The following is a 22,437-nucleotide window of genomic DNA, read 5'->3' as shown; positions in this document are numbered from 1 at the left end:
GATTAACAAAGTCAGTATTCGCGAGTAAGAAAAGTGGCTGAGGGAATGTTCATTAAAATTATCTTAGTGTTAAATTAGATTCGATTCAAATTGCAATTAGATCCTGATAAAGAGACTGAAAGCGAAGTTTTAAAATTATCTTTAACGTGCCAAATATAATGAGCAACAGAAATGGAAAAAATAAGAACTTTTCAGCAATATGAGCTAAATAAAATCAGGAAAAATGTTAAAGATAGCGGACTGCAATTCGAAAAGTTTGGGAGATCTTCAAATATAATGGACTATTCCGATAGGGAAATCAATGAGATGATCCTGGGAATCTATAAGGATAGCAAACATCTACTGGTTGATGGAGACTATTTTATCGATGTTTCTACAGTTCAGAAAGCGAGCTGTATTTTAACGGATATATCCTATTCCCGTCGGATAAAACCTGATAAAACTTCTCCGATCAAACTAAAAGATATCAGAAACTTTTATATTGAGGATTATTTTGTGGAAACAAGTGAAAAGTTCTCAAATTCCTATCAACACAGAATTACGGGTTACCTGAAAAAAATTGGCGGTATTAGTCTTGGAAAAGGAAAGTACAGTCATTCTTACTCTATTCCAAATGATTTCAAAACTTTCTATAAGGGCATCCCGCTAGACCTCTTCTATCCTATCCAGCATTATATTAATAGCTTGTTTTTTGCCGATGATTACCATGTGGCAACATTTGAAGTTGTTGGCAACCTTACAATTATCGACGAATAGTATACGCTGTTTCGCGATTTTTTTCGTAAATTCAAGTTGCACGCCAATATAAGCATGATATGAGAAAAATAATTGCGGCAATTAATATGAGCTTGGATGGTTTTTGTGACCATAATTCGGTGGTTGCAGATGATGAAATTCATGCGCACTATACAAGCCTATTATCTGAGGCTGACACCATACTATATGGCCGGATAACCTATCAGCTTATGGAATATTGGCGCCCATTTTTGACAAAGCCTAGTGGTAACAGATCCATGGATGAATTTGCCCATGCTATGGACAGAATATCAAAAATCGTGTTTTCGAGAACTCTTAATAACGTGGATTGGAGTAGCGCTAGGTTAGCGCACCGAAATATATTGGATGAAGTTATGGCGTTAAAACAACAATCTGGTAAGGATATTTTGGTAGGTAGCCCAAGTTTAATCGTGGCATTAACAAATTGCGATCTGATAGATGAATACCAAATTTGCATCCATCCTGTTATAGTTGGAGGCGGTTTACCGCTATTTATGAACCTAAACCAGCGGATAGTGCTCAAGCACCTGAAAACAAAAACTTTTAATGGCGGAGCATTACTCATTTATTATAAACCAGAAAGCCGTGAACAAAACTGAGCGTTAGCTGGTCCAGCTTAATTTTCTCAATACCTTTAGAAAAAACGACACGACTCAAAGACCGTGGATATCCATGATGACCGGAGCTATTTAAAAATACCATCCCAAGGGTTTGTAGTCTTCAAACTACAGTTTTGGCTACCGATAGACTCACTTTTATATTGGGGCATGACTTTTGCCAACTAAAATTTATAAGTAATAAATAAAAAAAAGATCATGAGAAGAACACCTTATACTACAACAGTTATTGTCCTATTGGTATTATGTGTGGTAGTACTAATGACGACCTGTGCAAGAATCGTATAAATACCAATTTATATCTGATTCATTAGGCCAGTCAATAAAAGTCCAGGCGCATATAGCCCGCAGTCCTTTGTGTGCACGATCGAAGGAAAAGGCGTGTGAATGTTAAAAATTGAGTAGTTAAAGGAGGCATTAACTGTTTTGGACATTTGGGCCATTGGTATAAAAACTAAGAAACAGACTTTTTAAGCGTAATGACAGTGATCTCTGGCCATACGCCGATTCTACCCTTTAGTCCATGATAGCCAAAACCACGGTTAACATACAGATATTTACCCTGTTTTTGATATAATCCGGCCCACTGTTCGTAAAAATATTGGATCGGACTCCATTTAAACCCAAAAAGCTCGATTCCAAATTGCATGCCGTGTGTATGTCCGGCTAGTGTCAGATGTACATGTTGATCATGCGTCAGGGTGACCCTGTCCCAATGTGAAGGATCATGTGACATCAATATTTTAAAGGATTCAGCTGGTAAAGCGGACGTCGCTTTACCGAGGTCTCCGTATTGATGAAAACCACCCTTTCCCCAGTTTTCCACACCGATCAATGCGATGCTCGCTCCCTTGTTTTGAATTTTGATTGATTCATTCAGCAAGAGCTTAAATCCCATTTCCTGATGAATTTCTTTCAATCTGTCGAGATTGGATGCCTTCAATTCGGCATTATCCCATCGGGTATAATCTCCGTAATCGTGGTTCCCAAGTACCGAAAATTTACCAAATGGTGCCTTTAGAAGTGTAAAATCTGAAATCCATGCTTCCATCTCGGCAGCTTTGTTATTAACAAGATCTCCTGTAAACAGTAAGAGATCACTGTTTTGTGCGTTTGCCAAGGCTATTCCCTTGCGTACACCATCAACGTCGGATAAACTGCCGGAATGAATATCTGAAATTTGTGTGATTTTAAATCCGTCGAATGCATCTGGCAGATCCGGAAAACTTAAGATTTCTTTCCTGACCCGATAATAATGTCTTCCTCTTGTAAGACCGAAAGCGATAACAAGTACGATCAGGGCGGCACATATAAGAACAAATTCGCTTAGATATATATTTCGAGGTGGAAAGCCCCGTGCCATACGCAGTAAATCTTCAGTCAATAAAATTGGCAAGGCCACCAGTTTCGGTATAAATACAATTAAAAAAAAGGTAATTAAATCNNCCTGCCTGCCGCTGAATATCCTTACCCTGCCGTTGGAGAAAAATCAGTGTTGCGACACCAATGAGCAATGACAAATCTATACACCAATATGCGTTGTGTAAAAAAGGAGTATGAAAAACAGTAGTAAATGCTTGAAAAAAATAAATATCGCCAAGTATAAATACCATGAATATAAACAACAGTCTCTTTGCCATTTTTGAATCGTTTGAAGCTAAGCTGGCGAAAGATATGCCAAAAATAGACAGATAGAAAATGAATGGCTTCTTGCATGAGATCTTGATTTCTGTGTGACAATTGGTACTGTAATCACCTGATTCTTATGGGATAATTGACAGATTGACATGCGCTGCAATAGTACTGGATTAAGAAAAAAGAGCGATTCCTTATGCCACCGGGCAACTGGATTTTATACAGACAGTCATTTTCTGATACATATTCATAATAGCAAGTATGAATAAGAAATCGTTGATCATTGGCGGGCGTTCCATTGGTCAGATGTGGCAGAGTATACTACGTCCTTTAAGCTTTAGGCCGAGTTCCGTGAAAAATAAAATGGCTTTGTCGCGCGATTCTACGACGATATCAATATTGTCCATTCTCAGTAATTACTCGGCTTTGCCATAGCAATATCTTTAAGACATAAAGTTTATTTCAGTGAATTGTTCTCAGGATGAAGTTTCTTTTGTCTGTTCTCCATACGCCCAGGAGAGAATTGTTTTAACCGCATTACGTATTCTGTTTAATCCGTCTTCATTTAATTCAATTTCACAAAAGGTGCTATCCGTATTTATTGAATGTAACACTAAATAATAAATTCCTGCGGTTAAAATACTACTAATAGCCCTTAAATCAACATTTTTATCCTTCATTTCCTGATCAGCAAATGCAAAAAACAACGCGCTCATCTTTTCACGTTCCCTGGTAATCTGAGACATAATCTCAGATTTCTCACTTATTTGCCACAGAACTGCTTTTTGCATTTCAGTATTCTTCAGAAAACTGTCCATTTGGTTTAATAACAACGATTCCAAAAAACCTTTTGATCCTTCTTTTGGTGCTGTACCGAAGTATTCAACAGCACCGAGAGTCGCAGATACCCAATAATCTTTACTTCTGATGTATGTTTCCACTAAATTGTCAATCGAACCAAAATAAAGTGAAATGAGTTTCCTGTCAACACCAGCAGTTTTAGAAATATTTGCTATTGTCAATCCTGTGTACCCTTTATCTCTAAGTACTTTGCCTACAGACAAAATAAGTTTGTTCATGGTACGTTCTTTATCGTTCTTTTCTCCTTTATAAGTTTTGCGCATCTGTTGTCGATATGGTATTGATCTGAGTTTCTAAAATTAATGATTCAGATCAATATAATAAATAATAAAAAATTATATAATTTCTTTATCTTGATTTTTTTAAACTTACGGCTTTGCCGATGTCGTCCAATACATTTAATACCTTATCCAAGTGTTCTTTTGTATGTGTAGCCATCAGGCTTGTACGAATACGGGCATCCTTTTTTGCTACACCGGGATACACGATACAATTGGCATAGACCCCACTTTGTAACAACATCCGCGATACCTGGGCGGTTCGAATAGGATCGCCAATTTTTATCGGAATAATTGGAGAGGATGATGTTCCGATATCTGCGCCGAGTGACAGTAGCCCTTCTTTAAAATAGCGGACATTTTCTTTGAGTCTGTTGCGCCAAAAGGGCTCTTCGTCAATTAGATCAATTGCTTTTAATAAGCCAAAACTTGCTGGAGTTGACGTAGATGAGAATACCTGTTGTCTGGATTGATAACGAAGGTAATTAATGATCTCCGGAGTTGAAATGATAAAACCTCCAATATGACCCAACGCTTTACTCAAGGTGCCTGCAATAATATCCACCTTATCCAATAGGTTGTAGATTTCAATAGCACCCCTGCCATGATTACCCATTACACCTATACCATGAGCATCATCGACCATTAAATATGCGCCATATTTTTTTGTCAACGCATAGATCTCGTCCATTTTCGCCAAATCCCCGTTCTGAGAATATACACCATCAATGATAACTAATTTGGTTCTAAATTTGCTTTGCGCCTCAACTAATGCACGTTCAAGATGAATCATGCTATTATGTGGAAATCGCTTGACATTTGTATTTGGCAGGCCTTCATATACACTTGCGTGTACTTCCATGTCAACAATAGCGCAGTCTTCTTGCTTCAATAAACTTAGTAAGGTCGAGCTATTTGCAGTATACCCCGTTGTAAAAACTATACTCGATCCCTCAGGACGATTGAAAAATTCACACAGCTTCCGTTCTAAAGCCACATGATATTCATGATGTCCTCCGATTAACGGAGACGCTCCCGCTCCCGTACCATATTTTTCAATTCCAGCTATTGCAGCAGCTTTCACTTTTGGATGTTGAGAAAAATTAAGATAATCGTTTGATACAAGACTTATGCATTCAGTCGGTTTAGCTAAAAATGGAGAAGTTACAATAGCCGTTGGCCCACATCCTTGCGTTATAAATCTAAAGTTAAGATGCTCATTTTCTTTCATGTAATTTATATAGGAATCGAAATACTTTGCAGTATCCATCATATCAAAACCAGCAATATTTTCAAATTCTTTAAAACTTGCTGTCGCAAAATCAATTTGTTGGTTAGTTTCCATAGATATTTTGTTAGGTATTCATAATAATACCATAAATATAAAGTAAAAATTAGATTGCTCATCTTACTAAACATTCGTTTACAAAAATTTCCTGACGGACCTTTCCAAGGTATAGGACAATGTTAATCTCGTGTTGGCTATTGGTATATGTACAGTGAGGATTATACTAGTAAATGACAAAAAAAAGAAACGTACATTAACAAAAGCTTTAACTTCAACGGAGGGCGGTTGAGTTACGTCATTGTATTAAAAAGAGTTTGTTAAAAACAACAGTGGGTAGCCCCTACAGCTACCCCTGTTATATTATACACCTACCTACAGTATACATATCATATCTACATTTTTATAGGACAAACACATCCTTATAAGCTCACTTAGCAGTTTATAAGAGCTGAATAAGTGAAGAACGACTCAATGATATACAAATATAGAAAAATAATTTTCCCTTATGGGGTAAAATTAAAAAAAAATAATAAAAATGTGTAATTCGAGCCGTGGACCCCATATACAGCAAACATTGCTAACTGCTATTTCCTTTTTAAAACTATAGTTATTATATTTTTCATCCCTGTAAGAAAATAGTGGATCTTAGATATATTGAATAATAAATTTTCTCAAAACAAGGAATATTGTAAATTATTATTATAAATTTGAAGGATATCAACCTTTGGGGGCACTAATTGTTACTTTATGCTATATTTTAAAGTAATTAACGATGTAGTTTACGCCAAGGTATTTATAGGCTATGAAAAGAAAAATGGCTACTTATCTATTGATTTGTAGCCATTTATGATAGGTATACTGTAGGGTGCTCCGTAATAGTGCTGTAAATGTAAGAAAAATACCCCAAAATATTTCTTTTCTGTGAAAAAAATATTTAAAACACAGGTGAAATTAGTGAGAATATGGATAATAATTTCTTTAGATATTTTGGCAAATCACTAGGAATATCTATTTTGCGTTGGTCTTTCAGATATTTAGATTTTATATTTATTGACAAAGCAATCAACTAATGGTATGAAAATCCATACGACAAACTACATTGACACATTTATAGAAGTCGCAGAAGATACAGGAGTTTCTAAAGGGAATATACCTCCAAAAAGGGATAGAAAGACTATAGCAGAAATTCAATATGAAATTATTTCACAATTTCCCTATAAATATACTTCCGATGAGTTACTTTTTAAAATTTATGCGGAGCGTAATGCTCTTACTGAGGAGGTATATGAAGAAGCGAGGAGGATATTCTTTTCAAAAGGACAAGCCTGCCTGCGTGCCTCCCCTCTTGCGAAAAAGTATGGCTTTGGCATCCATAGTGATCATGAAGGGAAAGTAGCTCTCTATGGAATGGAAACGAAGGAATACCTCAATTTTCTGAATGATACAAAAATTAAAAAAGTAAAAGCCATGAAATCAAATAGATAATCCTTTTCGTTTGTAATGTCTGTTAGGGCATATTAAAGATGGAGGCTGTTTCTGACTAAATATTTGATCAGATCTTATTGAATAATTTTTGCCTTATCTTTCGATGCAAAAGCTTTTATAATGACCGGTGCTGTCGCAATCAGAACAATAACGATAATGACGAGCTCTAGATTTTCTTTTACCCAAACATTCTCACCTAACAAGTAACCGAGAGTAACTAGGCTTCCCGACCAGACAATTGCTCCAATCACGTTGTACAATACAAATTTTTTGAACTCCATGCCAACGATGCCCGCAACGATCGGTGCAAAAGTTCGAACAACAGGAAGAAACCTTGCAAGAACAATAGCACCACCACCTCTTTTTTCGTAAAACTCCTGTGCTTTATAGATATAACTTTTCTTGAAGAACCAGCTATCTTCCATACTCATTATCCTTTTTCCAAAGACCTTTCCGCACCAGTAGCCCACAAAATTACCTAGAATTGCGGCCAATGACACGAGTACAATCCAATAAAGCAATGTCGGTATTTGTTCTGATGGCGGAATTGTCATGTTAGAAACAATCATCCCAGCAATGAAAAGAATCGGATCACCCGGAAGGAAAAATCCAATGAGGATACCTGTCTCGGCAAAAATAATAAACAACAGCAGATATAAACCTCCATGGTTAACAATCCAGTCCGGATTTGTGAGGTTATTTAAAAATTCAAAAAAAACATCCATCAAATAAGTCGAATAATATCAAATACAAAACAATCTGCTTTCACTCCAAATTTAAAGTACGCTGCACCGATCAAATTGGATTACAGTCCAAATATCCTAAAGCTATGTGATCTTTAATTAAAGGCGCAAGATAGAAAATCAGCCGCAATTGCAAGCAATTTTTTACACTTATTTTTGGAACAATATAGCATGGCCAAAAAAAACACAATTTGCTGACATTTTTGACAGACGATAGGGATATTACTGAATTGCTTGTAGGGTGAAGATTGTTTTCAATTTATTTTGCAGATCTTCGCCCCTTAGATTTCGTGCGATTATTTACCGTCAGGACCTCTGTCCCACCCTCCCAAACCTGATGAGACCTGTGGCCATAACAGCTTGTCTTCTGTGAGAGCCTTAATCCAGGCTTCTTTCCGCGCGGCATCATCTAAGGAAATCTTTAGGTTTATTAATCAATATATTACTAAAATAGTAGATTTGTTGCAATTTGACCAATAACTAAATGTCCTGAAGTATCCGTGTATCTGAAAATAGCCTTTTTACGATAGGGATCATTTGCGTAACTTGATTCAGCCCGCCAATTGGTACAGATAAATAGGGATCCTTCATCCCATACAATGTTGGGTCTTTAATCTTCATACTCATTTTGGAACTATTTTTTCCAAGATAACGCTTAAAACCAATTTCCTGAATATCATTGATAAAGATAAACTGGTAGTCGCTTGTCCATATCCCGTTAGGAGCTAATCTGATTGTTGTTTTCTCTTTGAGTGGCATCAAAGTAAACTTTATACCAATAAAGAGGACAAAAATACCAGCAATTGACTGCTCACGAAGTATACCAATCGCGGAAAAGCAAATGACCAAACCAAAAATAAGCGTAAATAATATATTTGGGCTTACCGTAAATGTTACTTTATAATTTATTGTGGTTTTACTTAACGCACGCTGATGAATAGTTTCATAACGTTGTATAAATTTCTTTTTTCTAGTATCCTCAAACCAGCTCATGAAATAATACACATTGATCAGCACGGTGCCAATTATACAAAAGCTTAATCCGGTTTCCTTCATGTTTAACAGATAATACATGAAAAGATTGACGGCTACGTATAAAATATTGTAAGCTATGATTCTATAAACTCTTTTATTTTCCATGCTAATTCAACGAGCTGTAAAGATAATCATTTCATCTATTACTCATCCCACAAGGAATCTACTGGATTAGCAAGAGAAGCGCGTATAGACTGATAGCCTACTGTCAATAACGTAATGCCGATTACCAAAGTTCCCGTCATCGCAAAGATCTCCCATCCCAGGCCGGTTCGATAAGCATATTCCTGGATATAACTATTCATCTACCTGCCAACCGCACCGTCCGTTGTATTTCCTGAAATTTTTTAGCATAGTCCCCGTCTAAAAAATGATATTCGAAGGGATATAGATAACCGGCTTGTCACAAAATTAATCAGCGCAACTGTATTTACTTGCATATTCTTGTGTATATTTAATGCTCAAACTAAGTAATTCGCAATGTCAAATTCGCTAGTACAATTATGGTTATATAACGATTGGGCGAATAATTTACTGATCGAAAAAATGAAACAGGACGCTGAACGTATTCCTGCGGGCTGTTTACGCTTATTAAGTCATATTATGAATGCACAGTTGATATGGCTATACCGGCTGAATGGCGAAAAACCTCCTGTAGGGGTATGGGATGAACACAGCCTGTTAACCTGTGAACAATATCATCAGTTAGCTTCTTCGGGGTTTACAGAAAAGGTCTACGCTGATGAGTGCAAGATCATGGAAATCGTAAACTATGCCAATACCAAGAATGAGCAGTTCCAGAACTCTTTTGGAGATATTCTGTTACATGTATTTAATCACGGTACATATCATCGAGCACAAATCGCTGTGGAAATGCGAAGGAATGGACTTGATCCCATCAATACCGATTACATTTCTTTCGTTCGGACATAAACTTAACTCCAGCAATAGAAACTAATAATACCCAAAATTTTCATAGCATGGCTTTCAAACATTATTTTAAGGCTACTTTAAGATGGTTTCATCAACAACAGCCTGCATCAGGCGCAAAGTTATATCCTAAGAGTCACCGGATTTCTATCCAGGGCAAAACGGATTTACAGCTTTCTGCAGCAAAGGCCTTTAAGGGTGATCCGACATTATATAATCCTGAGGATCTGCTGTTGAGTAGTCTCGTCTCTTGCCACATGATGTCTTACCTATATGTCTGTTCTAAAAATAACATTGAAGTAATTTCCTATACCGACAATGCCGAGGCAGTTTTAGAAACCAGTCCCGACGGCAGCGGTCGGTTTGTTCAGGTTGATCTATATCCAGAGGTCAGTATATCTGATCCGGCAAAGATCGTTTTGGCGTTATCATTACATCATGAAGCGAATCGGCTTTGTTTTATAGCTAATTCCTGTAATTTTCCCGTACGACATCATGCAGTTTGTTCTGTCTCCTGACAAAAAAACTGTTTCGGAGAATTCGTTTTTCAGCACGACTGAAACAGATTGCATCCAGTTCGATCTTTTATCAATTGACTTTCTCTTTTGAGCTGATAGTTTATCAAAAATTAAGTTTTTAAAATTCAGGCGAATTTTTTTCAGGTTTTTTTTATTTTTAGGCCATGATTGACAGCTCGAAAAAGAAGGCCGCCATAGGCTTTATATTTATTACTCTACTTATTGACATCACAGGATGGGGTATCATTATTCCTGTTGTTCCCAAGCTTATTGAGGAACTTATCCACAGTGATATCAGTGAGGCCGCAAAGTATGGTGGCTGGCTTGGTTTTGCTTATGCGTTCACTCAATTTATATTTTCACCGGTGGTGGGAAATCTGAGCGATAAATATGGACGAAGACCGATTATTTTAATTTCCTTATTCGGTTTTGCGGTGGACTATATATTTCTCGCCCTTGCTCCCTCGATCGGCTGGTTATTTTTAGGACGGGTGATTGCTGGGGTAACGGGGGCAAGTTTCACAACAGCCAGTGCTTATATTGCGGATATCTCTACGGATGAAGACCGGGCGAAAAATTTTGGGCTCATTGGGGCCGCTTTTGGATTGGGCTTTATTATTGGGCCTGTAATCGGCGGATTGCTCGGACATTACGGCGCAAGGGTTCCTTTTTACGCTGCTGCAGGATTATGTTTATTGAACTTTCTTTACGGATATTTTATTCTTCCTGAAAGCTTGGATAAAGATAGGCGACGTGCATTTGACTGGAAGCGTGCCAACCCGATCGGGTCATTTCGATTCTTAGGAAAACATCCTGAAATTTCCGGCTTAATTGTAGCTTTGATATTGATCTATATCGCGGGTCACGCTATACAGAGCAACTGGAACTTTTTCACCATGTATAAATTTGACTGGACAGAAAGAATGGTTGGTATCTCTCTTGGTGTTATTGGTCTATTGATAGGCTTGGTCCAGGGCGTTCTGATACGCTGGACAACACCAAAACTCGGTGAACAAAAAAGCATTTATTATGGATTGATATTTTACGCCTTAGGGCTATTGCTGTTTGCATTTGCCAATCAGGGCTGGATGATGTTTGTCTTCCTGATCCCCTACTGCCTGGGCGGGATTTGTGGTCCGGCACTACAGTCTGTAATTACCAAAAATGTTCCATCAAATGAACAGGGAGAACTTCAAGGTGCATTAACCAGTTTAATGAGTGCGACATCCATTATAGGTCCGCCGATGATGACCAATTTGTTTTACTATTTTACACACGATAAGGCACCCTTTAAATTCTCCGGAGCCCCGTTTTTTCTGGCGTTTATTTTAATGACTATTAGTGTGATTATTGTGTATTCAGCTTTTAGACGCAAGACTAAAGAACGACTCGGAGGTTAAGCTGCAGGGACATTTTAACAAGAGTGTGCCAAGTTCATCTGTATGTAACGTTACTTATTTTATTATTTTAAGTCAGTAAAATCTCTCATTTAAGAATAATGATTTCTCTTGTGTATATTCGTATAGAAAGAAACGACCCATATGAATAAAATAATTCGATTTTTTGATTTACATCCGGGCGAAGAGCGTAAAGAGGCTGTACTTGAGAATGTCATCAACAATATTTCATTCCGTGGAGCCAATGCATGGATTTTGGCCTGTGCCATTGTTATTGCTTCGGTTGGCCTCAATGTGAATTCAACGGCGGTCATTATTGGTGCCATGTTGATACCCCCCGTGCACTTGAAACAGTAGCTATTGCCATCTTGAAAAAATCCATGGCGTCATTTGGAATCAAACATACCGATCTAATCATCCGTCAGGATAGCTTCGACTTGAAGACAACGATCCTAAGTGAAATTGATAAACGAAGTGCTGCCGTTAATGATAAGGATTTAACGATTCGGGCACTGAATAATGAACTTGCCAGGTATCAGCCTTGAGCTTATAGATCGAAGGATCAAATAGTCGACGCACGGAAGATAACCAAGCTACATAGGCTACTCAATAATGCATCTGGTCGCTATACATTGAAGTCTGGGTATGGAAATCCCTTTCCTGTTTCACAGAAGAATTTTAAACTTCGAAAGAATAATGCCCAATCATAACTACAGGAAGCAAATTCTCCGCTAAAATTAGCCCAGCCGTCATGATGGAATAATAAGGTGCAGCCCTTCTGATGGGGTGTCAATTCAAAAGTCAATGTTGTGCCAATCCATTCTTCATAACCTGCCTTACATTTCCATACGACAAGTGAATAAGGACGTAATGCAAGAACTTCCATTTCCTTGAAGTAGTCCGGACCGAAACCAAAACGCAAGACGCTGCCAATTGCCGCGACAGCATTGGTGTCAGGTGTCCACCAGCCCGCCAAGCCTTCCTGTGTAGTAATTGCCCGGTAAACTTTTTCGACCGAAACCTTGATTAATAATCTGTGGTATATGCTCTTACCTGCTTGTTCCGGAAGTAATTCTTCACTAATTTTAGGCATCGCTATGGGACTTTCTTTTGGAGTCGCCAAGCCTTGTCCGTTCATAATGAATTGATTCAGACTTTCGTGGATGTAATAGGTCCATGCAGCATGGCAGACTTCATAACATTCCATATCGGGCGTTAATCCCCGATGGGTGAATTTTACTTGTGTCTTATCGCCGAGATCAATAATATCAAATATTACATGGCTTCCTACCCACTCCTGCTTATCTACTCCAAATTTAAAATTATTCGTCAATACCTGCCATACAATCCTAACATTGGGTTGTATCTCNNGTGATCTTTAGCTCACATTGATGTATATCCTGATAATGATAAGCAAACACCTCATTCAATGTGTCTGTAGATCCTTCAATGTTTTCAGACCACCAGCCTCGCACATTCTTAATCGCATCAAATACCTCATGGGGCTTTGCTGCAACGATTATTTCTGTTGTAAAATCAAGTTTTTCCATCATCTATTTTTTTGTTAGTATTAATTTTTTCAATTACTTAAACATCAAACCTGCCATATATAAATCAAAGATATCGACATTTTAAATCTAAAACAGGGTGCCAAATAGACATTGTGAACGGTTGATTTGGACAACACATTTTCTTATATTTGAGTAATAGATCATCAATCATATTAATCAATGTTAAACCAAGAAAGATGAAACACCTAACAATTTTGGTCCCCGAAGTTCAGACTGGCCCCAATACACTGTCATGCATTGTTGGTACCTATCATATCTTTACCGAAGCCAATAGGTACTACCATCAGCATCATGATAAGACAATGTTTAAAATTGAACTGGTCGGTCTTTCAAAACAGTCCGTTTTCTTGAATGGCTTACTTGCTGTGATGCCGCAGAAAGAAATTACTGACATCATCAAGACCGACTTGATCGTAATTCCTGCCGTCGCCCCGAACTTTACAGTGTTAGATACCAAAAACACCCCTTTTCTTGACTGGATACGCAATCAATATACCCATGGTGCCAATGTCGCCAGCATGTGTACTGGAGCCTATATACTTGCCTCTACCGGTCTGTTGGAAAACAAAAACTGCTCAATCCATTGGAGTGCTGAAACAAATTTCAAGCAGTTATTTCCAGGTGTCACCATGAAGACTGACAGCATTATAACAGATGAAGAAGGTATTTGTACCAACGGTGGTGGATATTCATTTTTACACTTGCTCATTTATCTAGTTGAAAAGTATTATGATCGGCCGACAGCAATCTATTGTTCCAAGATATTCCAGATTGACCTTGACCGGCAACAACAATCTGATTTCGTTATCTTTAATGGTCAAAAAAGGCATGGAGATGAAATGATCATCAAAGCTCAGGAGTATATTGAGCATAATTTCGCTGAGAAGATTTCCATTCAACAACTTTCAGAACGATTTACCGTAGGCCGACGGAATTTCGACCGGCGATTTATAAAAGCGACCGGTAATACACCGATTGAATATCTACAACGTGTCAAAATCGAATCTGCAAAAAAAGAACTGGAAATCTCTAGAAAAACAGTGAATGAAGTCATGTATGAAGTAGGCTATTCCGATTCAAAAGCCTTTAGGGAAATATTTCGTAAAGTTACCGGCCTCTCTCCTTTGGCCTATCGCAACAAGTATAACAAATCTGCAGTGAAATAATGATTTTTGCCCCGCATTCGTAATGTTTTGGTAAAAATTATTTCCTGCCATAAAAATTAAAGCCAAGTTCTACGAAACTACTTATATTTATCCTTATGATAATATTAGTTATCGTTGATCATAAAGTATAACATGCAGAAAAAGGAAATAGATTTTTTACAGCACAATGAATTGGCTTGGAACAAACAAGCATTGGAACAAAATGAGTGGTCCAAAGCCGTCGATACCACTTTGGTTAATCAAGCAAAAAATGGACATTGGGAGATACACCTTTTACCAAAACCATTGAATAGGGCATGGCTCGGAAATGTAGCAGGAAAGAAAATACTATGCCTAGCTTCTGCGGGTGGTCAGCAAGCCCCAATTTTGGCTGCTGCAGGAGCTGATGTCGTTGTCTTTGACCTCTCGGCGGAGCAATTGAAACAGGACGCCCAAGTTGCCGAACGTGACGGATTGTCGCTAACAACCATTCAGGGAGATATGACAGACCTAGCCGTTTTCGCGGACGAATCTTTCGATATGGTATTCCACCCCGTGTCCAATCATTACGTAGCGGACGTCAATCTGGTATGGAAAGAAGCTTACCGTGTTCTGAAAAAAGGGGGAACATTACTCGCTAGTTTTTTTAACCCTGTTGTTTTTGTTGCTGATCGAAATCCCGAAGATATAGCAGCTGGAATTATTAGACCCAAATACAGCTTGCCCTATGCAGATGTAAAAGATTTAACTCCTGAACAGATCACAAGAAAAATAGAAAATAAGGAAGCCCTTGTATTTGGCCACTCCCTCTCTGATCTGATCGGTGGACAATTAAAGGCAGGCTTTGTGATCACAGACTTTGATGAGGAGATGCAACCCAATCCTCGTTTTTTAATTGATAAATACATACCAACATTTATTGCTACCAGAGCAGTAAAATTATAATAAGTAAGCAAAGGATCGTTCAGCTATCGGTCTCCTAAAAACACATTATATGACTTTTGAACCCATTCTTCTTGTTGATGTTGAATCTGTATCGGTATTAGCTCCGGAAGAATGGGGCTCAATTTCTGCTAAAGTAACCAACTATATTCTTTCGGATTTTTGCTTTCCGATCAAACTGATTGTCGATAACAAAATTGTTGGTATGGGTGCCAGTATTGTACACCATGATATCGCATGGTTGGGACATATCATCGTCGACAAAAATGAATGGGGAAAAAACTACGGTAAATCCATTACTTTGGAACTGATCCGAATAGCCCATGCTCATGGCTGTAGAAGCATTCAATTAATTGCGACTGATATGGGTGCTTACCTCTACCGTAAAATTGGGTTTAAAGAAAGTACAAACTATCTATTTTTTAAAGATATACAACCCACATTGCCCGACACTCCTGATGAGCGTATCAAAAAATATATTCCCGATTACCGAAATGCAATATTGGCTATGGATCAGTCAGTTTCCGGAGAAGATAGATCTAGCGAGCTAGAGACACAGCTTAACAGCTCCTTCGTCTACCTTATTGATGGTGCGGTATCCGGCTATTATCTCCCTTCTTTAGGAGATGGTCTTATCGTTGCAGAACAGCGGATTGCTGGACTTGCGTTACTGCAATTTCATATCAATTCAAACGCTAGCCTCGTACTACCACAAAATAACTTAGATGCCATTTCATTTCTTTATAATGCAGGATACCAGGAATATAAATCAGCCAAGCGTATGTATCTAGGGGAAGATATCCCTGTGAAATTTGCAGCTATCTACAATAGAATTGGAGGTAATATTGGCTAATATCATTAGCCCCTTGTTTTTTAACATTTGTAAAATGTTAAAAAGATATCATTACTGATCTTTGTATAAAAGAATAAAATATGAATTGGGTAATTTTAATCATCGCTGGATTGTTTGAGGTAGGATACACCTATAGTCTGGGAAAAACAAAAGAGGTATCAGGCAATGCTATCTATGCTTGGTACGGTATCTTCGTATTATGTCTGATCGTCAGTATGGTTTTATTGATCAAATCCGTACAGGGACTCCCCTTAGGAACTGCTTATGCAATATGGACGGGTATCGGAGCTGTCGGCACAGTCATCATTGGAATCCTTGTATTTAAAGACCCCGTAAGCTTCTGGCGTCTATTTTTTATCGGTACGCTAATCGCCTCTATTCTTGGATTAAAGTTTGTAACTGGCCATTAGAACAGTAGAGATCTACATCTCCTGCGGCGGTATTATTACACGTTCTTGTCATTCATTGCCGGCATATGAATCTCTTTCACACAACTTGCTTTTGATGTCGAGATAATAAATCTTAACGCCTGAATGGCATCCGATAATGGAATAAGATCGCTATTTGTTTCTTGAGTGGTGGTTTCCAGATTATTCTCATCATCAGGCGCTGTTGCCAGATAACCAAGGTTCAATATAGATACTGCAATACGATCGGAAGGCAGAAAATAGCTAAAAAATACAACAAATTGATGTTTCCAGTGTTCTATGCTTATGGAAAGAAATTATAACAAAGGAAACACGATTTCTAGTGGTCATAGTACCCACAAAGGTAAGGCTGCAAGAAAGTATATTGTCAGTGAAATTATTCTCAATGACGAGCTTGTCGGTGTGGGCATTTATTATGATGGAACCGACGAACTTCGGGCCGCGGTTGTGGTAAATGATCAGGGACAGGGTGTTGAAATCCGCAATCTTCATGATGAACACTATCCAGAAGCGCAATCAGATGATGACCTAGCGGAGCTCTGGCCACTCTATGAAAAGCTCGTCTCAAAATAAACCTCAGCTCTTTTCAATTCAGCAATCTTTCAAATAAAATATATAAAATCTATACTTATATATCGATAAATCCAGTTTTTCCATTTTATTATATTTAATAGCTATATAATTACATTTATATATAATACATTTTAAATGATTAACATGCTATTCTTTTGGACTTTCGGAACGATGTCCGTGTTTTACCATTCATTCGGCATATGTTTGGCTTCGATTCGGGGTAGGATATGGCCTTCTTCAACCCTCAGTCGATATAAGGTCATAATGAACACATAGTCATATTGCCATCAGACCGCGTTTAACTCGGACTCACCACGGACTCACGTCGGATTCATAGTGGACACAGTCCGAAGCTGGTAAGACGAAAGCTGCACCCAGGTTCGACCAAATCCAGTAAGATACCCGAATCACAGCCGACCATGAGCTTTTTTACAAGAAATTAGTGTATAAAAAGTTTATTAAAATGACCTTACAGCCTTTATTCCAAACTTATTATGCCTACCCTTCCAATATTTCAACTTGAAGGGTAAGCACATCCTAACTAAAAATTGATTTAGAACTTCATTTTCTGGATCCGGATCGCGTTCAGTATCGCGATAAGAGAAACACCAACATCCGCAAACACGGCTTCCCACATCGTAGCTAATCCTCCGGCGCCAAGGATCAAAACCACTCCTTTGACTACAAATGCCAATCCTATATTTTGGTAAACCACTTTTTTGGCCTGTTTACCAATATTAATTGCCATTGGTATCTTAGATGGTTTGTCATCTTGTATAACTACATCGGCGGTTTCGATGGTTGCATCACTGCCCAGTCCCCCCATGGCTATACCAATGTCACTCAAAGCCACTACGGGGGCATCATTGACGCCATCACCAACGAAAGCCACACTTTCACCAATAGATTTTATCTCCTTGACTTTATTTACTTTATCTTCCGGAAGAAGATCTGCATAGGCTTTATCAATACCCAATTCCTTCGCTACATAAGCGACGACCGTCCCCTTATCACCACTTAGCATAGTCGCTTTCACTCCTAACTTATGCAAAAGTTGTATGGTCTGTGCAGAATCTTCTTTGATACTATCTGCAATGGTAATAAATCCAACGAAGCGACTATCCAATGCAATGGCTATTGTGGTATAAACGATTGTATTGGGATCGATGGTATAGCTGATATTAAACTTGTCCAAAAGCTTAAAGTTTCCAACCAAAAATACCTTGCCGTCCACACTACCCTTCAGTCCATGTCCCGGTATTTCTTCGACATCAGTCAAATTTACAGATTCATCGACCTCACCCACATATTCCCTGATTGCTGTTGCTACTGGATGACTGCTATGACTTTCGATTTTATTGACCAATCTGAGGATTGTCGCTTCATCAAAATCTGGTTCTAAACGAACTTCCTGCACTTTGAAAACCCCTTCAGTCATCGTACCGGTTTTATCCATGACAACATTCTGTATCGCTGCCATCGCATCCAGAAAATTACTTCCCTTGAACAGGATACCGTTTCTACTCGCAGCACCTATGCCCCCAAAATAACCCAATGGAATCGAGATGACCAAGGCACATGGACAGGAAATCACGAGAAATACAAGCGCTCGATAAAGCCAATCGCTAAATACGTATTGTCCGACAAAAAAGTAAGGCAGCAGACAGATCGCTATCGCCAAAAGCACAACAATTGGCGTATAGATTTTCGCAAATTTCCGGATAAAGAGTTCCGTAGGCGCCTTCTGCGAGGTTGCATTCTGTACAAGCTCAAGGATTTTGCTCAATTTACTGTCTTGGTATGCTGTTGTCACCTTTACCAGACTCACGGTATTCATGTTGATCATTCCTGCCAGCACAACTTCACCTTTGGTCTTTGTGTCAGGTTTACTTTCTCCCGTCAACGCCGCCGTATTGAAGGAAGCGGTATCGGAGATAAGTTCCCCATCCAAGCCCAACTTCTCCCCGGGCTTCAGCTGGATGACATCACCTATTACTGCAGCCTCAGCTTTGATCACCCGGCTAGTGTTTGCTTCAACAACGGTCACCTCATCCGGACGCTGATCCAGGAGCGCCTTAATATTGCTCTTGGCACGACTGACAGCCAATGTCTGAAACACTTCCCCTACTGCATAAAAAAGCATTACGGCAACACCCTCTGGGTATTCTTTGATTGCAAAAGCACCAATGGTAGCGATGCTCATCAGTAAGAATTCGGAGAATACTTCCCCTTTGCTGATGCTTTTCAGCGCATCTTTAATCACTGGGAATCCAACCGGAATATATGCGACGACATACCAACATACCCGGATCCAGCCCTTGAACCAGGCCTGAGGCACCCAGTTGTCCATTGCGATAGCTGCACTCAGCAGTACAAATGAAATAATTGCTGGCAGAAAGAGCTGCAATGTATTGCCTTCCGCCATTGAATGATCATGACCACCATCATCACTGTGATTATGCGCCTGATCCTGGGCAGGCGCGCCCCGTATTAAACGTTGGGCGCCTGCCTGATTATAAACTTTTTCGGTTTGTGTACAACAAAGCTGTTTACCTTGTGCATCATAAATATGCTTGTGTTCCATAACTTGCCATGATTTTACGCATAAAAAAGAGCGAATAGTTAATGTTCATGTCCGCCGGTATTGCTCATCTTCGCATTGATAAAAAATGCGCTTTTTACTACAATTCTGGTCTGTGCAGGGATTTCCTGTACAGGTGTAATTGCTGTATACCCCATTGCCGAGACACCTTTTTGAACTTCAATTTTTTCAAAATTTATATTTTTACCCTGATCTGTGGCATGCTTAGCGGCTTCCTCTTCATTTTTATGTTCATGTTTTGTTTCGCCTTCATCATGCGCATGACCATGATCATCGTGCCCTTCTTCATGCTCTTCGGGCTGCTTACTTGTCTCTACGAAAATATAGAACTTACCATCAGCCTCTACAATCGCGTCATTGGGAACAGCGGGAGTCGTCACATTATTTATTCCGATCATCCCAGTGATGTTCATTCCGTCTATCAGACCAATCTTACTGCCGATCACGGTACTATGCACGGCGATTGTTTTGCTGTCATTCTCAAAGGAAGATCCGATCGTAAAGACTTTAGCCGCATAGGTTTTATCCGGATTATTCGTTAGCTGAAAATTAATGATCTGTCCGATTTTGATCATCGGAAGATCCTTTTCAAAGACTTGTAGATCGAGATGTAACAGGCTGTTGTCCACAATCTCAATAACCGGAGACGAAACATCTACGTAACTGCCTATTTTTGCGAAAACATTGCTTACAGTACCATTAATTGGGCTTGTAACCACAAGTGACGAGCGCAGGTTGGAAAGATTGACACTGTTTGGATTGATACCCATTAACTGAATCTGCTGTTGCAGGGATGCCTTTCTGGCGCGAAGACTATTAAACTCTGCTGTCGCCGATTGCAAATTCTTTCTCGCCCCGGCATTGCCCTCGTTGAGTTCCTGCTGTCTCGTCATTTCTTGTTCCGCAAGCGTGATTTTACTCGCCAAAGCGACATACTCTTCCTGAAGCTGAATAAATTGCGGATTTGTAATGGTTGCTATAACCTGGCCTTTGCGCACGATGTCACCTAGTTGCACATTTAAAGTCTTAATTACACCACCATATAAGCTTGTCGCATTGGCTTTATTGTTGTTGGGCACGCTGAGTAAGCCGTTGGCTTTGATGGTTGCTGTCAATTCTTTTTCTTCAATGCTTCCGAAGACAATTCCCACGGCTTTGATCTGCTGCTCACTTAGCGCAGCGACCGTCACTGGCCCCTCCTCATGGCCTTCTTCGGCGGCTCCCTGCCCTTCCTCCTTTCCCTGGGGCTCGCCAGCGCCTTTTGAATCTGATCCACAGCTATATAAAACCGATGAAATCGCTAGTGCAAAGAATATTTTTATGATAACTTTCATTGTTGACTTATTTATTATTGAAGTAATTGTATTGTATTGCCGATTGATTGTATTGATTGAGCACATCTAAATAGTTTTGTCTGATACCGATCGCCTGACTTAAAAACTGGCTCATCTCTGCAAAACTTATTTCTCCGGTTCTATAACCGAGGCTCGCCGCCTTAATGATGGCATCCGCCTGCTGAAGACCAGAAGACTCATAAAACTGTAATAATGCACTGTTTTTCTCAATGCTGGCCAGCGCGTTTCCCTTTTCCGTCTGAAACACTTGTGTGTCATACTCCAGTTGTCTTTGTTGTGCCTCCATTTCAGCATTTGCAGCTTTCACCTTGCTCTTGTAAGCACCGAGCCCAAATACGGGGAAGGATGCCGATACGGAGAAACCGGTAAAAGGATCTTTTGCTCCCCAAAGACGTTGCGAGAAGAATCTACCTGAAAATTCTGGCTTATTTATATTTTTCTGAACCGTAATATTAGATGATGCAATATTGACATTCTGTTGTTGCAGTGCTAAAACAGGATGTGAGGGGTCCGCTGAAGGATTTTGTAGGTCCGCGTCCATTTCGACCTTTTCCAGCGGCCGCTCCACAGGCAATAACCAGTCGTTGCGGTTCAGGAGCATCATCAATTGTTGTTGTTGAACCAGTATATCCTTTTTATTCTGCAACAGCTGCGCCTGTAATTCCTTTAATTTCGTTTCTGCGGCTATTTTATCCAGGGCGGCAACATCACCGGTTTTAAAGCGAAGCTCAGTCGCCTTGAACATCGCCGAATAGATACTGTCCAGGTTCACATAAAGCTTTTGTCTGTCCTGAAGGTACCAAAGTTGGTAATATGCTGTGCGTACGTCTCTCTTGATATTCGCATTGAGCACATCCGTGTTCAGGTTAGCATACTTTAGCTGTTGTTTAAAATATTCCTTGCGGGCAGAATAGAGTCCAGGCCATGCGATACTCTGCGTGATTCCGATTTTCATGATCCCTGTTTTATCACTGGGCCGATAATCTTCGTTTTCCACAAAGACACCCGTTTTTGGGATTTCATTGGCTGTTTTGACCGTATAGGTCGCCCCAGCAATTTCAGCTTCATTAACCTGAAATTGGCGGTTGTTTTTTAGCGCGGTACTGATCGCCTGATCGATCCCGATCCGTTCCTGTGAAAAGGCCTTAAATCCAGAGGCAGAAAATAGGAAAACCAATACTGTTGCAATGGCTTTGCCTGCATTTCCTTTTTTCATATTCCTTTTTGAGTTAAAAATGATATACAATAGTGGCAGTACAAATAAGGTTAAGAAGGTTGCTGTTACCAGTCCGCCGATAACGACTGTAGCCAATGGTTTTTGCACCTCCGCACCGGCACTTGTGCTGATTGCCATCGGTAGAAAGCCTAACGAAGCTACGGTGGCTGTCATCAGTACAGGACGTA

At 39.3% G+C, this 22,437-nt stretch carries 24 protein-coding genes; 14 read left to right on the top strand and 10 right to left on the bottom strand.

The annotated features are described in order from the left end of the window. Positions 1-171: 171 nt before the first annotated feature. Complete coding sequence (locus B4G94_RS02965) at positions 172-756, top strand: hypothetical protein (protein WP_286857077.1); 585 nt, start codon at positions 172-174, stop codon at positions 754-756. Positions 757-815: 59 nt separating this feature from the next. After that, the gene (locus B4G94_RS02960; protein WP_286857076.1) at positions 816-1,376 is read left to right on the top strand and encodes a dihydrofolate reductase family protein; all 561 of its coding nucleotides are present in this window, start codon (positions 816-818) and stop codon (positions 1,374-1,376) included. A gap of 472 nt (positions 1,377-1,848) precedes the next feature. On the opposite strand, the gene B4G94_RS02955 is transcribed toward B4G94_RS02960, so the two are convergent. Beyond that, positions 1,849-2,796, bottom strand: coding sequence for a metallophosphoesterase (locus B4G94_RS02955; protein WP_286857074.1), 948 nt, complete (start codon positions 2,794-2,796; stop codon positions 1,849-1,851). A gap of 494 nt (positions 2,797-3,290) precedes the next feature. On the opposite strand from B4G94_RS02955, the gene B4G94_RS02950 reads away from it, so the two are divergent. Next, positions 3,291-3,464: a hypothetical protein gene (locus tag B4G94_RS02950; RefSeq protein WP_286857073.1), complete on the top strand. Its 174-nt coding sequence runs from the start codon at positions 3,291-3,293 to the stop codon at positions 3,462-3,464. Between the two features lie 41 nt (positions 3,465-3,505). Here the strand turns inward: B4G94_RS02950 and B4G94_RS02945 are convergent, their stop codons facing one another. Together B4G94_RS02945 and B4G94_RS02940 are read right to left on the bottom strand one after the other, a co-directional pair. After that, a complete protein-coding gene (locus tag B4G94_RS02945) occupies positions 3,506-4,153 on the bottom strand; it encodes a TetR/AcrR family transcriptional regulator (RefSeq protein WP_286857072.1) in 648 nt (215 codons plus the stop codon). Positions 4,154-4,238: 85 nt separating this feature from the next. Continuing rightward, positions 4,239-5,513 carry an aminotransferase class I/II-fold pyridoxal phosphate-dependent enzyme gene (locus B4G94_RS02940; protein ID WP_286857071.1) on the bottom strand — a complete coding sequence of 425 codons (1,275 nt, stop codon included), beginning with the start codon at positions 5,511-5,513 and terminating at the stop codon, positions 4,239-4,241. A 1,017-nt stretch (positions 5,514-6,530) separates the two neighbouring features. Between B4G94_RS02940 and B4G94_RS02935 the strand changes: the two genes are divergently transcribed. Then, entirely contained in the window at positions 6,531-6,941 is a 411-nt protein-coding gene (locus B4G94_RS02935; protein ID WP_286857069.1) for a DUF6157 family protein, read from the top strand. Positions 6,942-7,015: 74 nt separating this feature from the next. On the opposite strand, the gene B4G94_RS02930 is transcribed toward B4G94_RS02935, so the two are convergent. From B4G94_RS02930 to B4G94_RS02920, 3 genes are all read right to left on the bottom strand, one after another. Further along, positions 7,016-7,666: a DedA family protein gene (locus tag B4G94_RS02930; protein ID WP_165306842.1), complete on the bottom strand. Its 651-nt coding sequence runs from the start codon at positions 7,664-7,666 to the stop codon at positions 7,016-7,018. A gap of 498 nt (positions 7,667-8,164) precedes the next feature. Next, positions 8,165-8,740, bottom strand: coding sequence for a hypothetical protein (locus B4G94_RS02925; protein ID WP_286857068.1), 576 nt, complete (start codon positions 8,738-8,740; stop codon positions 8,165-8,167). A gap of 122 nt (positions 8,741-8,862) precedes the next feature. Next, positions 8,863-9,024 (bottom strand): hypothetical protein, encoded by a 162-nt coding sequence (locus B4G94_RS02920; RefSeq protein ID WP_286857067.1) that lies wholly within the window; start codon positions 9,022-9,024, stop codon positions 8,863-8,865. 175 nt (positions 9,025-9,199) lie between these two features. On the opposite strand from B4G94_RS02920, the gene B4G94_RS02915 reads away from it, so the two are divergent. From B4G94_RS02915 to B4G94_RS02895, 5 genes are all read left to right on the top strand, one after another. Continuing rightward, positions 9,200-9,652 carry a DinB family protein gene (locus tag B4G94_RS02915; protein ID WP_108634236.1) on the top strand — a complete coding sequence of 151 codons (453 nt, stop codon included), beginning with the start codon at positions 9,200-9,202 and terminating at the stop codon, positions 9,650-9,652. A 47-nt stretch (positions 9,653-9,699) separates the two neighbouring features. Further along, positions 9,700-10,167: an OsmC family protein gene (locus tag B4G94_RS02910; RefSeq protein ID WP_108634235.1), complete on the top strand. Its 468-nt coding sequence runs from the start codon at positions 9,700-9,702 to the stop codon at positions 10,165-10,167. Positions 10,168-10,331: 164 nt separating this feature from the next. Next, positions 10,332-11,567, top strand: coding sequence for a TCR/Tet family MFS transporter (locus B4G94_RS02905; RefSeq protein WP_286857066.1), 1,236 nt, complete (start codon positions 10,332-10,334; stop codon positions 11,565-11,567). A 141-nt stretch (positions 11,568-11,708) separates the two neighbouring features. Beyond that, positions 11,709-11,921 (top strand): hypothetical protein, encoded by a 213-nt coding sequence (locus B4G94_RS02900; RefSeq protein ID WP_286857065.1) that lies wholly within the window; start codon positions 11,709-11,711, stop codon positions 11,919-11,921. 23 nt (positions 11,922-11,944) lie between these two features. Beyond that, positions 11,945-12,109: a hypothetical protein gene (locus tag B4G94_RS02895; protein ID WP_286857063.1), complete on the top strand. Its 165-nt coding sequence runs from the start codon at positions 11,945-11,947 to the stop codon at positions 12,107-12,109. Positions 12,110-12,189: 80 nt separating this feature from the next. Here the strand turns inward: B4G94_RS02895 and B4G94_RS02890 are convergent, their stop codons facing one another. Further along, positions 12,190-12,897, bottom strand: coding sequence for an SRPBCC family protein (locus B4G94_RS02890; protein ID WP_286857062.1), 708 nt, complete (start codon positions 12,895-12,897; stop codon positions 12,190-12,192). Positions 12,898-13,311: 414 nt separating this feature from the next. Here B4G94_RS02890 and B4G94_RS02885 point away from each other — a divergent pair, with 414 nt between their 5' ends. The 5 genes from B4G94_RS02885 to B4G94_RS02865 all read left to right on the top strand — a co-directional run bounded on the left by B4G94_RS02885 (position 13,312) and on the right by B4G94_RS02865 (position 17,076). Beyond that, complete coding sequence (locus B4G94_RS02885; RefSeq protein WP_286857061.1) at positions 13,312-14,301, top strand: GlxA family transcriptional regulator; 990 nt, start codon at positions 13,312-13,314, stop codon at positions 14,299-14,301. 132 nt (positions 14,302-14,433) lie between these two features. Further along, on the top strand, positions 14,434-15,225 hold the full coding sequence (locus B4G94_RS02880; protein ID WP_286857060.1) for a class I SAM-dependent methyltransferase: 792 nt from the start codon (positions 14,434-14,436) through the stop codon (positions 15,223-15,225). Between the two features lie 49 nt (positions 15,226-15,274). Then, positions 15,275-16,075 carry a GNAT family N-acetyltransferase gene (locus B4G94_RS02875; protein WP_286857059.1) on the top strand — a complete coding sequence of 267 codons (801 nt, stop codon included), beginning with the start codon at positions 15,275-15,277 and terminating at the stop codon, positions 16,073-16,075. Between the two features lie 80 nt (positions 16,076-16,155). Beyond that, positions 16,156-16,485, top strand: coding sequence for a DMT family transporter (locus B4G94_RS02870; protein ID WP_108634233.1), 330 nt, complete (start codon positions 16,156-16,158; stop codon positions 16,483-16,485). Between the two features lie 303 nt (positions 16,486-16,788). Beyond that, complete coding sequence (locus B4G94_RS02865; RefSeq protein WP_286857057.1) at positions 16,789-17,076, top strand: hypothetical protein; 288 nt, start codon at positions 16,789-16,791, stop codon at positions 17,074-17,076. A 553-nt stretch (positions 17,077-17,629) separates the two neighbouring features. On the opposite strand, the gene B4G94_RS02860 is transcribed toward B4G94_RS02865, so the two are convergent. The 3 genes from B4G94_RS02860 to B4G94_RS02850 all read right to left on the bottom strand — a co-directional run. Then, a complete protein-coding gene (locus B4G94_RS02860) occupies positions 17,630-19,660 on the bottom strand; it encodes a heavy metal translocating P-type ATPase (protein WP_286857055.1) in 2,031 nt (676 codons plus the stop codon). 38 nt (positions 19,661-19,698) lie between these two features. Beyond that, positions 19,699-21,012, bottom strand: a complete 1,314-nt coding sequence (locus B4G94_RS02855; protein ID WP_286857053.1) for an efflux RND transporter periplasmic adaptor subunit — start codon at positions 21,010-21,012, stop codon at positions 19,699-19,701. A 7-nt stretch (positions 21,013-21,019) separates the two neighbouring features. After that, the coding region (locus B4G94_RS02850) for a TolC family protein (protein WP_286857052.1) at positions 21,020-22,437 on the bottom strand (1,418 nt) is incomplete at its 5' end.

This window comes from Sphingobacterium sp. UBA7625 (assembly GCF_002484085.1).
GTDB lineage: Bacteria > Bacteroidota > Bacteroidia > Sphingobacteriales > Sphingobacteriaceae > Sphingobacterium > Sphingobacterium athyrii.
Note: the sequence above shows the minus strand (reverse complement) of the source record. Positions and strands in the feature narration are given on the sequence as shown.

Coding starts and splice junctions, on each gene's coding strand:
- B4G94_RS02965 (WP_286857077.1), top strand. CDS start 172: ATGGAAAAAATAAGAACTTTTCAGCAATATGAGCTAAATAAAATCAGG.
- B4G94_RS02960 (WP_286857076.1), top strand. CDS start 816: ATGAGAAAAATAATTGCGGCAATTAATATGAGCTTGGATGGTTTTTGT.
- B4G94_RS02950 (WP_286857073.1), top strand. CDS start 3,291: ATGAATAAGAAATCGTTGATCATTGGCGGGCGTTCCATTGGTCAGATG.
- B4G94_RS02945 (WP_286857072.1), bottom strand. CDS start 4,153: ATGCGCAAAACTTATAAAGGAGAAAAGAACGATAAAGAACGTACCATG.
- B4G94_RS02940 (WP_286857071.1), bottom strand. CDS start 5,513: ATGGAAACTAACCAACAAATTGATTTTGCGACAGCAAGTTTTAAAGAA.
- B4G94_RS02935 (WP_286857069.1), top strand. CDS start 6,531: ATGAAAATCCATACGACAAACTACATTGACACATTTATAGAAGTCGCA.
- B4G94_RS02930 (WP_165306842.1), bottom strand. CDS start 7,666: ATGGATGTTTTTTTTGAATTTTTAAATAACCTCACAAATCCGGACTGG.
- B4G94_RS02925 (WP_286857068.1), bottom strand. CDS start 8,740: ATGAAGGAAACCGGATTAAGCTTTTGTATAATTGGCACCGTGCTGATC.
- B4G94_RS02920 (WP_286857067.1), bottom strand. CDS start 9,024: ATGAATAGTTATATCCAGGAATATGCTTATCGAACCGGCCTGGGATGG.
- B4G94_RS02915 (WP_108634236.1), top strand. CDS start 9,200: ATGTCAAATTCGCTAGTACAATTATGGTTATATAACGATTGGGCGAAT.
- B4G94_RS02910 (WP_108634235.1), top strand. CDS start 9,700: ATGGCTTTCAAACATTATTTTAAGGCTACTTTAAGATGGTTTCATCAA.
- B4G94_RS02905 (WP_286857066.1), top strand. CDS start 10,332: ATGATTGACAGCTCGAAAAAGAAGGCCGCCATAGGCTTTATATTTATT.
- B4G94_RS02900 (WP_286857065.1), top strand. CDS start 11,709: ATGAATAAAATAATTCGATTTTTTGATTTACATCCGGGCGAAGAGCGT.
- B4G94_RS02895 (WP_286857063.1), top strand. CDS start 11,945: ATGGCGTCATTTGGAATCAAACATACCGATCTAATCATCCGTCAGGAT.
- B4G94_RS02885 (WP_286857061.1), top strand. CDS start 13,312: ATGAAACACCTAACAATTTTGGTCCCCGAAGTTCAGACTGGCCCCAAT.
- B4G94_RS02880 (WP_286857060.1), top strand. CDS start 14,434: ATGCAGAAAAAGGAAATAGATTTTTTACAGCACAATGAATTGGCTTGG.
- B4G94_RS02875 (WP_286857059.1), top strand. CDS start 15,275: ATGACTTTTGAACCCATTCTTCTTGTTGATGTTGAATCTGTATCGGTA.
- B4G94_RS02870 (WP_108634233.1), top strand. CDS start 16,156: ATGAATTGGGTAATTTTAATCATCGCTGGATTGTTTGAGGTAGGATAC.
- B4G94_RS02865 (WP_286857057.1), top strand. CDS start 16,789: ATGGAAAGAAATTATAACAAAGGAAACACGATTTCTAGTGGTCATAGT.
- B4G94_RS02860 (WP_286857055.1), bottom strand. CDS start 19,660: ATGGAACACAAGCATATTTATGATGCACAAGGTAAACAGCTTTGTTGT.
- B4G94_RS02855 (WP_286857053.1), bottom strand. CDS start 21,012: ATGAAAGTTATCATAAAAATATTCTTTGCACTAGCGATTTCATCGGTT.